This window comes from Pseudomonas sp. RP-B7, from assembly GCF_059803535.1.
Genome location: NZ_JAPFHC010000012.1, coordinates 136816 through 151252 on the forward strand (window position 1 = coordinate 136816; position 14437 = coordinate 151252).

The window sequence follows — 14437 nt, forward strand, 5'->3', positions numbered from 1 at the left end:
TACCTCGCGGTGCGTTGCCTGGCGCAGCATGAAGGAGGGTTGCCCATGATTAGGGGCAGTGGGGCGGATGGCGTTTTATCATAGGTGCTACTGATGTTTAAGAAAGTAAACACTGCCCTGCTGGGGCTGGCTTTGTCGATGGGGATCACGTCCGTTCACGCGGAAGAGGCAAAGAAAGTCGATGTGCTGCTGATCGGCGGCGGCATCATGAGTGCAACCCTGGGTGTATGGCTCAATGAGCTGGAGCCGGGTTGGTCGATGGAGATGGTCGAGCGCCTCGATGGCGTCGCCGAAGAAAGCTCCAACGGCTGGAACAACGCGGGTACCGGTCACTCGGCTCTGGCTGAACTGAACTACACCCCGGAAGACAAGAACGGCAACGTTGAGATCCCGAAAGCGGTCGAAATCAACGAAGCATTCCAGATCTCCCGTCAGTTCTGGTCCTGGCAGGTCCAGCAGGGCGTGCTGAAGAACCCACGTTCGTTCATCAACACCACTCCGCACATGAGCTTTGTGTGGGGCGATGACAACATCAAGTTCCTCAAGAAGCGTTACGAAGCCCTGCAAGCCAGCCCGCTGTTTGCCGGCATGCAGTACTCCGAAGACCCGGCGCAGATCGCCAAGTGGGTCCCGCTGATGATGGAAGGGCGTGACCCGAACCAGAAAATTGCGGCTACCTGGAGCCCGCTGGGTACTGACATGAACTTTGGCGAAATCACGCGCCAATTCGTCGCTCACCTGCAAACCACGCCCAAGTTCGACCTGAAACTGTCGAGCGAAGTGCAGGACATCACCAAGAACGCCGACGGTTCGTGGCGTGTCAGCTACAAAAACCTGAAAGACGGTACCAAGACCGAAACCGACGCCAAGTTCGTGTTCATCGGCGCGGGCGGCGGTGCACTGCACCTGCTGCAAAAATCCGGCATTCCTGAAGCCAGGGAATACGCTGGCTTCCCGGTAGGTGGTTCGTTCCTGGTGACCGATAACCCAACCGTGGCCGAGCAGCACCTGGCCAAGGCCTACGGCAAAGCGTCGGTTGGCGCGCCACCGATGTCGGTTCCGCACCTGGACACCCGCGTGCTGGATGGCAAGCGCGTGATCCTGTTTGGCCCATTCGCGACCTTCTCCACCAAGTTCCTGAAGGAAGGTTCGTACCTGGACCTGCTGACCAGCACCACCACCCACAACATCTGGCCAATGACCAAAGTCGGTATTCGTGAATACCCGCTGGTCGAGTACCTTGCCGGCCAACTGATGCTGTCGGATGACGACCGCTTCAAGGCGCTGCAAGAGTACTTCCCGAACGCCAAGAAAGAAGACTGGCGCCTGTGGCAAGCCGGTCAGCGCGTGCAGATCATCAAGCGTGACGAAGAGCAGGGCGGCGTCCTGAAACTGGGCACCGAAGTGGTCAGCTCTGCCGACAACACCATTGCAGGCTTGCTGGGTGCATCGCCGGGCGCGTCCACCGCGGCTCCGATCATGCTGACCGTGCTGCAGAAAGTGTTCAAGGACAAGGTTGCGACCCCTGAGTGGCAGGCCAAGCTGCACCAGATCGTACCGAGCTATGGCACCAAGCTGAACGACAGCCCTGAAGCGGTTGCCAAGGAATGGGCCTACACCGCTGGTGTCCTGCAACTGCCGACACCGCCTGTGATCCCACAAAGCGCTGCGCCAAAGGCTGTCGAGGCTGCAAAGCCTGCGGCTGAGCCGAGCAAGCCGGCGTCTGACCTGGCGTTGTAAGAAACAGCTGTGGTCCCACGGACCACGCTGAAACAAAAAAGCCCGCTGAACCGGCAACGGTCAGCGGTTTTTTTTTGTGCGCAGGTTACCCGTGGGTGCGAACCCGCTCGACTGCAGGCAATTCCACCGTTCGCTCGGCTGCGGCCAGCGCCGCCTTCAAGGCGTGCTGGTCCAACCGGACACAATAGGCCGGTTTGGCCCGCTCAAATCGCCAGCTTTCATCCAGCCCACCGGCATCCACCGCGTCGAAACCCAACTCATCAAGCAATCGGATCACTTGCGCCTTTGCCGCTGCATCATCCGCAGCCACTGGCAGCGCACGGCGGTCGGTGGCGCCGTGAGGGCGCGCATCCTGGGTCAGCTCCGGCGCAAAGATCGCATTGAACACCTTCACTACGTGCGCGTGTGGCAGATGGTCGGCGAGCAGCCGGCTGGTGGTGGTTTCAAAACGGTCCAGCACCGGGATGTGCCCGTCGCGCTGCGGATAGTAATTGTTGGCATCCATCACCGTCTTGCCTTCCAGCCATTGCGGGAGCACGGCGCGATAGTGCTCCAGGGGAATCGCTATGAGCACCAGTTCGCCGAACTTGGCGGCGTCTTCCGCGCGGCCGACTTGAACACCGGGTATGCCGCTGAGCACGCTGCTCATGGTTTGTGGGCCACGGGAGTTGCTCAACATCACCTCGTGCCCGGCAGCCAGGGCCAACTGGGCAACAGCGCGCCCGATGAATCCTGCTCCAATAACGCCAATGTTCATGTCCTTGCTCCAGTGAATTGCGGGAGTGGTTATGATGATTGGCAACCATTTGGTGATAAATGATCGTTCTGGTGTCGCTGTTGTTACTGGGAGTAGGGAATGATGGACCGTCTTTCAAGCATGAAGGCTTTCGTGATGGCTGCCGAATCAGGCTCCTATGCCCGTGCGGCCGAGCGCTTGAACATGTCGGCACAGATGGTCGCCAAACACGTCGCGGCACTTGAGCAACGTCTCGGTGCCCGCCTGCTCAACCGCACCACGCGGCGGCAAAGCCTGACGGAGTTGGGTAGTGCGTACTACGAGCGTTGCAAACATATCCTGACGGAGGCTGATGCCGCCGACTCGCTGGCGCAGATCATGAACGACACGCCGCGCGGCAAGCTGAAAGTCACTGCGCCGGTGACGTTTGGTTCCTACAGCCTGATGCCCTTGATCACCCAATTTCTACGCGACCACCCGGATGTGGAAATCGACCTGCACCTGACCGACCGATTCGTCGATCTGGTGGAGGAGGGTTACGAGGTGGCATTTCGCATTGGTCCCCTCGCGACCACCGGCCTCACCGCGCGACCACTTGCGCCTTATCGTCTGGTGGTTTGCGCGGCACCCGCTTACCTCGCAGCGAGAGGTCTACCGCTGACGCCGGCAGACCTTGAGCACCACGAATGCCTGGGCTACGCCTTTTGGTCTCGCCCGGCGGATCGCGAGTGGGTTTTTCACCAGGGCGCGACGTCGTACACCGTGCCGGTTGCCAGTCGTTTGCGGATCAACGAAAGCAGGGCCCTGATGTCCGCTGCGCTGGATGGTTTTGGTATCGTCCTCGGCCCGGAAGATTTCTTGCGTGTGGCGTTGGCCAAGGGCGAGTTGGTCCGGGTACTGCCTGACTTCGATGCGCCAAGTCGGCCGATGCATCTGGTCTATACCGCCAACCGGCAGCGTACGGCCAAGCTGCGGCGATTTGTCGAGGCCGTGTTGCAGCGTTTCGGCGGTGATGGGTTCAGCAACCCGACAGACACGACCTGTTAAAAATACTCCAGGCCAAGCAGGAGCGTGGCTGCAGCAAGGGGGGATTTTGTCGGTGCAGGTGTAGGGCGATGACGCCCGAGGGGTTTGTATGTTGCTACGTTATGCGGCATTGGCGGCGGTGGTCGTCGCGGCATCCGGGTGTGTGCAAGAGCGTGTCGTGCATGAACGCAGGCCGGTTCAGCGTGAATACGTCGAGGTGATTGCCCCGCAGCCGCCGCCCGTGCAGGTGATCGAAGTCGAGCCGCCAGTCCGTTATGGCTACGTATGGTCGCGCGGTTACTGGCGTTGGGCGGGTGGGCGTTACGTTGCGGTTCACGGCCATTGGGAGCCGGTGCGCGAGGGGTATCGCTACGTGCATCCGCATTGGGTGCAACGTAGTGATGGTTACCACTGGCAGGGTGGTGGCTGGGTGCGTTGAGCCCCAGGCTAGCTCGGCTTCTTGATACCCAGCAGCCGAACTTCCCGCAATAGCGCGGCACCGAGCTGATCGGTGCCCAGTTCCTTGTAACCCACCGCCTTGATCTCGCCGTTCTCTTCCGCCTGGATGATGATCACCGGCGTTTCCTTGCCGGTGGTTTCGTCGACATGCATCGCGTACTGCGGAATATCCAGCTTGATCGGCGTACCCGCCGCTTCACCTTTCACATTGATAAGAAACGCCGCACAACCCGTATCGACGTCCGCACTGGTGGCGGAGCGGCCACTGACAAAGCAGGTTTGTGGGAGGTCGGGCCAGATGATGGTGTTGGCGCTGGCCAAGGGCGATGCAATGCTCAGGATTGCGAGAAGAAGCGTACGCACGTGGGTCTTTCTCTCGATCAACGTTGAACGGGATTTTTACCAAAGCCTCAATGTCGTCGCAACACTACGGTTCAGCCCAGTCGTTTCATGCCAGGTGCCCTGGCTGCTTCAATGTCAAAGGTGGCCGTGTACTCACACCCCGCCGCGTGGCCGCAGCGTTCGATCAGGCAGTCGGCAAAATCGGCTTTGTTCGCGCTGAAGCGGCGCAGTGCCTGCCAGATGATCTCGGCATGCTCGAGGGTGATTTCACGGGTGCGCAAAAGCGTTTCCAGCACCGTCACCACCTCCTGCTTGAGGCATTGGTAGCAACTTTGCAGAACCCACACCAGTTCAACTACCGACACCAGGCTGACAAAGCCCGGCGACAGGGTGGTGAGCGATTCGATCAGCGCGGATGCCTTGGGCGATTGCACAGGGTCATCCTGGGTGACATAGCGCACCAGCACATTGGTATCCAGGCCGATCATCGCGCTTTTGCCCCTTGCGCCGCGATGGCGCGGCTCATGTCGTCAAGGGACACGGGTTTGGCGGGTTTGCGGATCAGGCCCTTGAGGTCATGCACGGTTTTGCTCGCCGCAATCAGCGAGAACTGGCCGTCTTCCATTTCGACAAATTCCACGCGGTCGCCTGTTTCCAGGCCCAGGGCGGTCCTGACCTGAACGGGAATAGTGATTTGCCCTTTTGAGGTAAGTGTGGCGGTTGCCATAGTGAGAATCTCCATGGTGATATTCCTTACCTTAGGGTAAGGAATTATGGAGGACAAGATCCGTTGGTCCATAGGTTGCGCCTCGTGCAGTGTGTGAATCGGAATAACTGAACCCTAGTCCGATTCACCGCATCAGCACGCCCGGCAACGTGGCCAAAGCGCTACAACGTATGACCAACTGATGGCGTTATTGCACCACGCGGTAACACGGCACATACGCCGCGCCGCCCGGCAACTTCATGCGGTGCTGGGCGACGAATGCCTGCAACAGCTCGTCCAGCGGTTTCATGATCGCCGCATCGCCGTGGATCTCGTACGGGCCGTTCTCTTCGATCAGGCGGATGCCTTTGTCCTTGACGTTGCCCGCCACAATGCCCGAGAACGCGCGGCGCAGGTTGGCCGCCAACTCATGGGGCGGCAGCGCATGGCTCAGTTGCAGGCTGGCCATGTTGGCGTGGGTCGGGTCGAAGGGGCGCTGGAAACCTTCATCGATCTTCAGCAGCCAGTTGAAGTGAAACGCGTCGTTGCGCTCGCGACGGAACTGTTTCACTGCCTTGAGCCCGGCCGTCATCTGGCGGGCCACTTCGGCCGGGTCGTCGATGATGATCTGGTAGTGCGCCTGCGCCGCTTCGCCAAGGGTTGCTCCGACGAACGCGTGCAGTTGCTGCAGGTATGGCGCGGCGTGTTTCGGCCCGGTGAGGATGACCGGAAACGGCAGGTCCTTGTTGTCCGGGTGCATCAGGATGCCCAGCAGGTACAGGAACTCTTCGGCCGTCCCGGCGCCGCCCGGGAAGATGATGATGCCGTGGCCGACACGTACGAAGGCTTCCAGACGTTTTTCGATGTCCGGCAGGATCACCAGTTCGTTGACGATCGGATTCGGTGCTTCCGCCGCAATGATGCCCGGCTCGGTCAGGCCCAGGTAGCGCCCGCCGGTAATCCGTTGTTTGGCGTGGGAAATGGTCGCGCCTTTCATCGGACCTTTCATCACGCCCGGGCCGCAGCCGGTGCACACATCCAGGCTGCGCAGCCCCAGTTCGTGGCCGACTTTCTTGGTGTATTTGTATTCTTCGGTGTTGATCGAGTGCCCGCCCCAGCACACCACGATCTTAGGCTCGACACCGGGGCGCAGCGTACGGGCGTTGCGCAACAGGTGGAACACGTAGTCGGTGATGCCCTGGGAGTTGCTCAGGTCGATGCGCTGGCTGTCCAGCTCGTTCTCGGTGTAGACGATGTCGCGCAGGGCGCTGAACAGCATTTCGCGGGTGCTGGCGATCATTTCGCCATCGACGAACGCGTCGGCTGGCGCGTTCAGCAGTTCCAGGCGCACGCCGCGGTCCTGCTGGTGGATGCGCACTTCAAAATCTTTGTAGGCGTCGAGGATGGTCTTGGCGTTGTCGATATGCGCGCCGGTGTTGAGGATCGCCAGGGCGCACTGGCGGAACAGGGTGTAGATACTGCCGGTGCCGGCTTCGCTCAGTTGTTGCACTTCACGTTGAGACAGGGTTTCGAGGCTGCCCTTGGGGCTGACGGAGGCATTGATGACTTGACGTTGGGGCATTCTGATTCCTTGAAAGCGCAGCCATCGCACCCCCATGGGCTGCGATGGCTAGAGAAGAATGGGCGCCGAACTCGGTCGCACGAGACGGATATTTACCTCAGGCCCAAGGCCGAGTGCAAACACCGTCCCGCACCATCATGCCGCAGAACTTACTGAATCAGCTTCCAGTTTTTGTAGAAAACCCGACGCAGGGTAAAGACCATCCCGGCAAACCCCGCGATCACGGCCTTGAGCACCGAAGGCAGCGGCGTTGGTCGCACGATGTCGATAAACAGGCAGTAGCGCTTGGCGTCGTTTTTATTGAAGGATGCGTGCATCAACGTGTCATCGAAAATAAACAGTGGATCGTCGTGCCAGTAATGTTTGTGCTGGCCCACCTGGATGTACACGCCCTCGTGATGGGGGGCAGGTGCCATGTTGTAAAGCACACGAAACATCATGCGCAGCGGGCCGAAGTGAAAGGAGGTCGAACGGTTTTCGTTGAATACCGATACGCCGACGGTCTTCACGAATGGCAGTTTTTCCCGCAGTTTCGGGATGTCCAGCGTGGTTTCGATTGGGCGTCCGTACCACTGGAAAAACAACATGCCGCGTTTTTTCTCGGCCATGCGTTCATCCAGGTAACCGATGATTTCACCCTTGTGGGCCATGGCCTCATCGATCACTTGCTGCAAGTCTTCGCGCCAGGCGGGCGGCAGGTCGTGCATCGTATAAACGTGGCGATTGCGCGAGCTCAACAGGTCGAACAGCGTGTTGAACGGCGCCAGCAGCCAGGTGTTGCGGCCGCTGCCGATAAAGTACTTCTTGATGGTGGGGGCGTCATACAGCCCATTGCGCAGGAAGTCGTAGATCCCACAGACCAGTACCAGGCCAAGAAACACCGCGGTGGTCAGGGGGAACAGGCAAATGATCAGCAAAACGCCGAGTATCCAGGCGATCGACACCGCTTTTTTGCGTAGGGCAGACGTGTTCATGCAGCTCAGCTCCGGCAGGACGCCATTCGACAGGTCCGTATCCGTGGCCGCGAGTGGTGGGGTTTGAAACATGTTGAAACAATCGCGCCATGATAAGGCGTCCGGTGCCGCAGAGTCGTTTTAAATATTGCAAAATTGTGAAGGCTTTACACAGTTTTTCACCGGATATGGGTTTTACCGATTGGATTTTGTAAACAGAAGATTTGCGACTATCGTGACGCTTCGGTTTTTCGGACGTCATAGACCGGTACGATTGAAGTTGAATGGCCACCACTGGCCATCGACCCCTTGGAAGAGGCAGAAATTTTATGATCATCAAACCGCGGGTTCGTGGCTTTATCTGTGTGACCGCTCACCCTGTTGGCTGTGAAGCGAACGTCAAGGAACAGATCGACTACGTGACCCAACACGGCGCCATCGAAGGCGGCCCCAAGAAGGTGCTGGTCCTCGGCGCTTCCACCGGCTACGGCCTGGCCGCGCGCATCAGTGCTGCGTTTGGCTGCGGCGCCGACACCCTGGGCGTGTTTTTTGAGAAAGAGGGCGAAGAAGGCAAGCTCAGCTCCGCCGGTTGGTACAACAGCGCTGCATTCGAAAAGTTTGCCGTCGAGAAAGGCCTGTACGCCAAGAGCATCAACGGCGACGCGTTCTCCGACGAGATCAAGCGCCTGACCATCGAGACCATCAAGAAAGACCTGGGCAAGATCGACCTAGTGGTCTACAGCCTGGCCGCACCACGCCGCACCGATCCAAAAACCGGTGAAGTGTACAACTCCACCCTCAAGCCGATCGGCAAGGCTGTGACCCTGCGGGGTATCAACACCGACAAGGGCGTGGTGGTCGATACCACCCTTGAGCCTGCGACCCAGGAAGAAATCGCCGGCACCGTCAAAGTGATGGGCGGTGAAGACTGGCAGCTGTGGATCGACGCCCTGCGTGACGCCGACGTTCTGGCCGAAGGCGCCAAGACCACCGCGTTCACCTACCTCGGTGAAAAGCTGACCCAGGACATCTACTGGAACGGCTCCATCGGCGAAGCCAAGAAAGACCTCGACAAGAAAGTCCTGACCCTGCGCGACAACTTTGCTGCGCTGAAGGGCGATGCCCGTGTGTCGGTGCTTAAGGCCGTGGTTACCCAGGCCAGCTCGGCAATCCCGATCATGCCGCTGTACCTGTCGCTGCTGTTCAAAGTGATGAAAGAGCAGGGCACCCACGAAGGTTGCATCGAGCAGGTCTACGGCCTGTTCAAGGACAGCCTGTACGGCAGCCAGCCGAAACTCGACGCCGACGGCCGCCTGCGTGCCGACCTGGCCGAGTTGGAGCCGAAGGTCCAGGACGCCGTGGCAGCATTGTGGGATCAGGTGACCGATGACAACGTCGACGAGATCAGCGATTTCGCCGGCTACAAGGCTGAATTCCTGCGCTTGTTCGGCTTCGAGGTCGAGGGCGTGGACTACGACGCTGATGTGAATCCGACCGTGAAAATCAATGGTCTTGTCTCTGCATAAATAGGTGTCGGGGTCGACAACAGCAGCCTCAATCGCCGTGTCATGAGGCTGCTGTCTTGTTTGCGCCTCACAGCGTCAGCCTTGGCCAAAGGCTGACGCCAACCGTCCTTGGGCCTGGACGAAGCCAGAGCGCTTGATACTGTTCACTTCGCTTTCCCAAAGTGGATTCAGGGGCACGTGATAGCCGCTGTCCTTGGCTGTTCTTATCAGTTCAGCCATCTCTTTGCGGTCGTTGATGATGCAGATTTCGTCATATCGCCCTAGCCGGGTCGGCAGGAAGAACGTTGCCGGGTAATTGGCGGCAACGTCCGTCGCAGGGCTGCCAGAGTCCGCATTGTGGTGAACCACCCGCTCTCCATCACCGACCAACTGGTGATTGATCAGCTTTATCATGTCCGTTATTCGCTGTGTGGCGTTGCCCAGGTCGAAGTCTTCCTTTCGATAGAAATGTTCGGTGTCTTCATAGTCTGCGCGTAACGCTTCGGGCACCTCGAACACCGACGGGTCTGGTTGTTGCAGTCTGTAGCGATCAATTCTCTGCGTGAAAACACTGTGCGCAATATCGGGCACCGGGATCTTATCCTGTGATCCGAAATCGCTGAGGTGGGGCGCGACCATGTGCAGGTCATAGTCGGCTGTCAACGCCTTGCCTGTTTCGGATTTGGCCAGGACTTCGACGGGTTTGTCCTTATGGGTAATGGCATAGCTGTCTTCTGTTGGCGCTGTGCGCTTGCCTTCGAATGCATACACCTCCTGGCTTGGCGCTCTGGCGTTGAAACGCAGCGTGCCGTCCTGCTCGTTCACGGCCAGCTGAGTGATCTGACCGAGTTGTATCAACTCGCCGAGGCGGTTGCGTGAGAGCTTCAAGGGGATCGCAACCGCATGCTTGTCCTTTATGCATTCCTCGACTTGTCTATTGGCTCGCGCAACCTTTTCGGGCTCGCAGACCTTGAACTTTTCAAGCTTGCTGAAGGCCTGGTCCTTGCAGATCAGGCCCGCTTGCGGCCCCCAGTTGGCGCTTTTTCCCTTGATATGATAGTCCTTGGTGGGATGCCCGTTCTCAATCAATCCGGTAGCGACCGCTTCCACGGGGCGTACGCCGATGATGGAGTTGGTCTGCGCCGCAATCCTCTGCAAGGGCACAAGGTGGCTCGGGACTATTCCGGTCTTTCCTCGGACACGTTCGAACGCCGCGTATACCGGATCATTCATGTCTTGGAGGGGGCCAGCCGGTTGATGGGGTAGGGTGTGTTGCAAAGTGTTCAAGCTCAGCGCAGAAGGTGAAATAGCCGAGGTGAGTAAACCGGTCATTGAATTGCTCCACTTCGTGTTCGTCGGGACGTTGGATGTTCCCTTCCAGCCCAAAGCGCTCCTTCGGTCACGTAGGAAACACTAGAGCAACTGTTATTTTGTTGGGAGAAGTGAGTGTTACTAACGATTTGAAAAAGAAGCGCAGAGGAAGTGTTCAAGGCCGTAATACAAGGGGCATAGCTCTGTATTCTGTTCATGTGCCGTGAAATTATCAGAACAGTCGTACGCATGTTTGCTTGCCGGGGCGTGCCATGCGCATGGGAGACTGGCGTATCACACTAACGGAGGTGGGTATGGCTATTCGTGCAGTAGTTTTTGATTTTGGCGGTGTCCTGTTCGATTGGAACCCGCACCACCTGTACCGCAAGCTGATTGCCGATGACCACGAACGGCAATGGTTCCTCGACAACATCTGCACCCAAGCCTGGAACACCGAGCAGGACGCCGGTCGCAGCCTGGCGGACGGCACCCGCAGCCTGATCGAGCAATTTCCCCAGCATGAACGCCTGATCCAGGCCTATTACGAGCGTTGGCACGAGATGCTGCGTGGCTCCTTGCCCGAAGGCGTGGCGATTCTCAAGGCATTGCACCAGGCCAGCATGCCGTTGTTCGGGCTGACCAACTGGTCTGCCGAGACCTTTCCCTATGCGCGGGCCAACTACCCGTTCCTGCAGTGCTTTCGCGACATCGTCGTGTCAGGCGAATTGAAACTGATCAAGCCCGATGCGGCGATCTATCAGGCAAGCCTTGGCCAGGTCCGCGCGCACTTGCCGGATATTCAGCCCGCTGAAGTCGTGTTTATCGACGATGTCGCCGGCAATATTGACGCCGCCGTCGCCCTCGGTTGGCAAGGCATTCACCATGTGTCGGCCGAGCACACCGCAGCGCGGTTGCGTGAGTTGGGAGTGGGCTTCTAGCGCGCCCACTTTTCCATGGCGAAATCGACGAATGCTCGCAGTTTGGGCAGGCGGTAACGGTCCTGGCCGTACAGCAAATGCATGGGGCGACTGGGCAGTTGGTAGGCCGTCAGCAAGGCCACCAGTTTTCCCTCCTGCAAGTCGGGCTGCACCAGGGCATCTGGCAGCATGACGATGCCCATGCCTTGCACGGCTGCCTGGCGCAAGGCCTGGGAGCTGTTGATGGTCAGCGAGCCGGACACCGGGATTTCCACTTCGCCTGCCGCGCCGCTCATGCGCCACAGCTTGTCGGCGTTGCGCCAATCGTCGGTGGACGGGTAGGCGAACGCCAGGCAGTCATGTTGCTGCAAGTCTTCGGGAGTCTGTGGTGTGCCATGTCGCGCCAGGTAGCCCGGTGAGGCGCAGAGGGTGATGGTGTAATCCTGCATCGGCCGGGCGATCAGGCTTGAGGGTTCCAGTTCGCCCAGGCGGATGGCCACGTCGAAGCCGCTGTCGACCATGTCCATGCGTTGATTGCTGAGCACCACATACAGCTTGATCAGCGGGTAGCGTTGGGAGAATTCGCTCAAGGCCGGGGCCAGGCGCTCGGTGCCGAAGGCGGGTGGGGCGGTGATGCGCAAGGTGCCTTTGGGCACATCACTGTGGGCTTGTTCGGCGAGTTGTTCGGAGTCGGCCACCAGCCCCAGCACTTCCAGGCAACGCTGGTAATACTGCCCGCCGAATTCCGTGAGGCTCTGTTTGCGAGTGGTGCGCTTGAGCAGGCTGACGCCCAGGCGTTGCTCCAGGGCGCGCAGGTGATTGCCGACCATGGTGGTCGACATCCCGCAGGCCTGGGCGGCGGCGGTCATGCTGCCGGCTTCCACTACTTTCACGTAAACCGACATCGCCTGGAACAGGTCCATTATCAATCCCTGGTTTAAAGTTATTGCAGGAAAGCGCAGTTTATCCAGCTCAGGTGGCTAACGATACTGTTGGCATCACAATGAAGCACTGGAGCCTGACACCATGACCGCCGCCTGCCTGATGAGCACTTATCAACCCTTGGCCCTGAGCTTTACCCGCGGCCTGGGCACGCGCCTATGGGACCACCAGGGCCGCGAATACCTGGACGCAGTGGCGGGCGTGGCCGTGACCAACGTCGGGCATTCCCATCCAAAATTGGTGACAGCCATCAGCGAACAGGCGGGTTTGCTGCTGCACACCTCCAACCTCTACAGCATCGACTGGCAGCAACGGCTGGCCCAGCGCCTGACCCGACTGTCCGGCTTGGACCGCGCATTCTTCAACAACTCGGGGGCCGAAGCCAACGAGACGGCGTTGAAGCTGGCGCGTTTGCATGGCTGGAAAAAAGGCATCGAAGAGCCTCTGGTGGTAGTCATGGAAAACGCTTTCCACGGCCGCACCCTTGGCACCATGGCCGCCAGCGATGGGCCATCGGTACGCCTGGGCTTCCAGCGTTTGCCAGGGGATTTTCTCAAGGTGGCTTTTGGGGACCTGGCGGCGATAGAAGCCATCACCCAAACGTTCGGCACGCGTATCGCAGCGGTACTGTTGGAACCCATCCAAGGTGAAAGTGGCGTACTGCCTGCACCGCCGGGTTACCTGCAAGCCCTGCGCAATCACTGTACGCGCCACGGTTGGCTGCTGATGCTCGACGAAATCCAGACCGGCATTGGCCGCACGGGGCGTTGGTTTGCCTTCCAGCATGAAGGCATCGTGCCGGATGTGATGACCCTGGCCAAAGGCCTCGGCAATGGCGTGCCGATTGGTGCCTGCCTGGCGCGCGCGGCGGTGGCGCAACTGTTCACGCCCGGCAGCCACGGCAGCACGTTTGGTGGCAACCCGCTGGCCTGCCGCGTGGGCTGCACCGTGCTGGAGATTATTGAGGAGCAAGGCTTGCTGCAGAACGCCGCGCAACAGGGCGAACGCTTGCTGGCGCGGCTGCGCGTGGAATTGAGCGAGCATCCGCAAGTGTTGGCGATTCGCGGGCAGGGCCTGATGATCGGTATCGAACTGGCCAGCCCTTACCGCGACCTGGCCCAGCGTGCAGCCCAGGAGCATGGCCTGTTGATCAACGTGACGCGGGGCAAGGTCATCCGTTTGCTGCCGCCGCTGACGCTGGAGGCGAAAGAGGTCGAGATGATCGTGCGAGCCATCACCCGCCTACTGAATTGATCACAGGGTGAGTGTGGGCCCATTGAGCCATTCCTGGTTCAGGGTCTCAGTGTCTCCGAGGTATTCCAACAGCCACGCCATCGCCGGCGACAGTTTGTTCGGCGCCCAGGCCACGCACGAAGGGCTGGCCGGAAACGGCCGGGTCAGTTGCAGCGCCACCAACTCGCCGCGCTCGATCCATGGCGATACCTGATGCGCCGGCGCCATGCCGATACACAGGCCGTCGCGCAGGCAATCAATTGCCGACGGCCAATTCGGCACCACCAGCCGCCGCTGATTATCCAGGGTCCAGGTGTCGCGCTTGGGCAGATTGCGCGAGGTATCGGTCATGCACAGCGAGGCGAAGGGCCGCAGTTGATCGTCACTGAGCAGGCCTTCTACCGCCGCCAGCGGATGCTGTGCACTGACCACGCACAGCCAATTCAACAGCCCCATGTCGCGAAAGGTGAAATGGCTGGCCACGGGCACCGCACTGGTGGCGCCGATCACGATGTCGGTGCGTTCGTCCGCCAGGGCATCCCACACGCCGTTGTACACCTCGTATTCCAGCAGCAGTTCCACCTCGGGAAATTGGCGATAGAAATCCAGCACCAATTGCCGACAACGTTGGGGTTTGACGATGGAATCCACCGCGACTTTCAACTGGCCGCTCCAACCGTTGGCCACCTGCTGGCACATGCGCCGGGTGCCGAGCATTTTTTTCATGACCCCACGGGTTTCGTCGACGAACAGTCGGCCGGCCGCAGTCAGCTCGACATCACGGTGGCGCCGCACAAACAACGGCACGGCCAACCACTCCTCTATCTGACGCACCGTATAGCTGATGGCCGACGGCACGCGGTTCAATTCCTGCGCCGCAGCGCTGAAGCTGCCATGCCGGGCCACCGCATCGACTACATCCAGGGAGTATTCGGACCACATGACGGCTGCCTTCAAAATTATTGATAAGAGTATCCAATTATTA

15 protein-coding genes are annotated in these 14437 nt (G+C 59.5%); 6 read left to right on the forward strand and 9 right to left on the reverse strand.

Annotation, left to right across the window (positions count from 1 at the left end; genetic code table 11):
- The first annotated feature begins 93 nt into the window (after nucleotides 1-93).
- Nucleotides 94-1740: a malate dehydrogenase (quinone) gene (gene mqo, locus OPU96_RS13800; RefSeq protein ID WP_192298653.1), complete on the forward strand. Its 1647-nt coding sequence runs from the start codon at nucleotides 94-96 to the stop codon at nucleotides 1738-1740.
- Between the two features lie 85 nt (nucleotides 1741-1825).
- On the opposite strand, the gene OPU96_RS13805 is transcribed toward mqo, so the two are convergent.
- Nucleotides 1826-2497, reverse strand: coding sequence for an NADPH-dependent F420 reductase (locus tag OPU96_RS13805; protein ID WP_463984334.1), 672 nt, complete (start codon nucleotides 2495-2497; stop codon nucleotides 1826-1828).
- 99 nt (nucleotides 2498-2596) lie between these two features.
- On the opposite strand from OPU96_RS13805, the gene OPU96_RS13810 reads away from it, so the two are divergent.
- Together OPU96_RS13810 and OPU96_RS13815 are read left to right on the forward strand one after the other, a co-directional pair.
- Entirely contained in the window at nucleotides 2597-3523 is a 927-nt protein-coding gene (locus OPU96_RS13810) for a LysR family transcriptional regulator (protein ID WP_226455337.1), read from the forward strand.
- Between the two features lie 88 nt (nucleotides 3524-3611).
- Nucleotides 3612-3941, forward strand: a complete 330-nt coding sequence (locus tag OPU96_RS13815; RefSeq protein ID WP_226455338.1) for a hypothetical protein — start codon at nucleotides 3612-3614, stop codon at nucleotides 3939-3941.
- A gap of 8 nt (nucleotides 3942-3949) precedes the next feature.
- On the opposite strand, the gene OPU96_RS13820 is transcribed toward OPU96_RS13815, so the two are convergent.
- From OPU96_RS13820 to OPU96_RS13840, 5 genes are all read right to left on the reverse strand, one after another.
- The gene (locus tag OPU96_RS13820) at nucleotides 3950-4324 is read right to left on the reverse strand and encodes a hypothetical protein (protein WP_192298657.1); all 375 of its coding nucleotides are present in this window, start codon (nucleotides 4322-4324) and stop codon (nucleotides 3950-3952) included.
- A gap of 71 nt (nucleotides 4325-4395) precedes the next feature.
- Complete coding sequence (locus OPU96_RS13825; protein ID WP_226455339.1) at nucleotides 4396-4791, reverse strand: type II toxin-antitoxin system VapC family toxin; 396 nt, start codon at nucleotides 4789-4791, stop codon at nucleotides 4396-4398.
- Nucleotides 4788-5045 carry an AbrB/MazE/SpoVT family DNA-binding domain-containing protein gene (locus OPU96_RS13830; RefSeq protein ID WP_226455440.1) on the reverse strand — a complete coding sequence of 86 codons (258 nt, stop codon included), beginning with the start codon at nucleotides 5043-5045 and terminating at the stop codon, nucleotides 4788-4790. Before OPU96_RS13830 ends, OPU96_RS13825 begins: the two co-directional genes overlap by 4 nt.
- Before the next feature lie 172 nt (nucleotides 5046-5217).
- Nucleotides 5218-6591 carry a nucleotide 5'-monophosphate nucleosidase PpnN gene (gene ppnN / locus OPU96_RS13835; RefSeq protein WP_226455340.1) on the reverse strand — a complete coding sequence of 458 codons (1374 nt, stop codon included), beginning with the start codon at nucleotides 6589-6591 and terminating at the stop codon, nucleotides 5218-5220.
- Between the two features lie 149 nt (nucleotides 6592-6740).
- Nucleotides 6741-7565, reverse strand: a complete 825-nt coding sequence (locus tag OPU96_RS13840; protein WP_226455341.1) for an aspartyl/asparaginyl beta-hydroxylase domain-containing protein — start codon at nucleotides 7563-7565, stop codon at nucleotides 6741-6743.
- Nucleotides 7566-7873: 308 nt separating this feature from the next.
- Between OPU96_RS13840 and fabV the strand changes: the two genes are divergently transcribed.
- On the forward strand, nucleotides 7874-9070 hold the full coding sequence (gene fabV, locus OPU96_RS13845) for an enoyl-ACP reductase FabV (RefSeq protein ID WP_498559240.1): 1197 nt from the start codon (nucleotides 7874-7876) through the stop codon (nucleotides 9068-9070).
- 75 nt (nucleotides 9071-9145) lie between these two features.
- Here fabV and OPU96_RS13850 read toward each other — a convergent pair whose 3' ends face one another.
- On the reverse strand, nucleotides 9146-10381 hold the full coding sequence (locus OPU96_RS13850) for an anthrax toxin-like adenylyl cyclase domain-containing protein (protein ID WP_498559241.1): 1236 nt from the start codon (nucleotides 10379-10381) through the stop codon (nucleotides 9146-9148).
- Between the two features lie 293 nt (nucleotides 10382-10674).
- Here OPU96_RS13850 and OPU96_RS13855 point away from each other — a divergent pair, with 293 nt between their 5' ends.
- Nucleotides 10675-11298: an HAD family hydrolase gene (locus OPU96_RS13855; protein ID WP_226455343.1), complete on the forward strand. Its 624-nt coding sequence runs from the start codon at nucleotides 10675-10677 to the stop codon at nucleotides 11296-11298.
- Here OPU96_RS13855 and OPU96_RS13860 read toward each other — a convergent pair.
- A complete protein-coding gene (locus OPU96_RS13860) occupies nucleotides 11295-12200 on the reverse strand; it encodes a LysR family transcriptional regulator (RefSeq protein WP_498559242.1) in 906 nt (301 codons plus the stop codon). The genes OPU96_RS13855 and OPU96_RS13860 overlap by 4 nt on opposite strands.
- 103 nt (nucleotides 12201-12303) lie before the next feature.
- Between OPU96_RS13860 and OPU96_RS13865 the strand changes: the two genes are divergently transcribed.
- Nucleotides 12304-13473, forward strand: a complete 1170-nt coding sequence (locus tag OPU96_RS13865; RefSeq protein ID WP_226455344.1) for an aspartate aminotransferase family protein — start codon at nucleotides 12304-12306, stop codon at nucleotides 13471-13473.
- Here the strand turns inward: OPU96_RS13865 and punR are convergent, their stop codons facing one another.
- Entirely contained in the window at nucleotides 13474-14394 is a 921-nt protein-coding gene (punR, locus tag OPU96_RS13870; protein WP_226455345.1) for a DNA-binding transcriptional activator PunR, read from the reverse strand. It lies immediately after the preceding gene.
- Nucleotides 14395-14437: the final 43 nt, after the last annotated feature.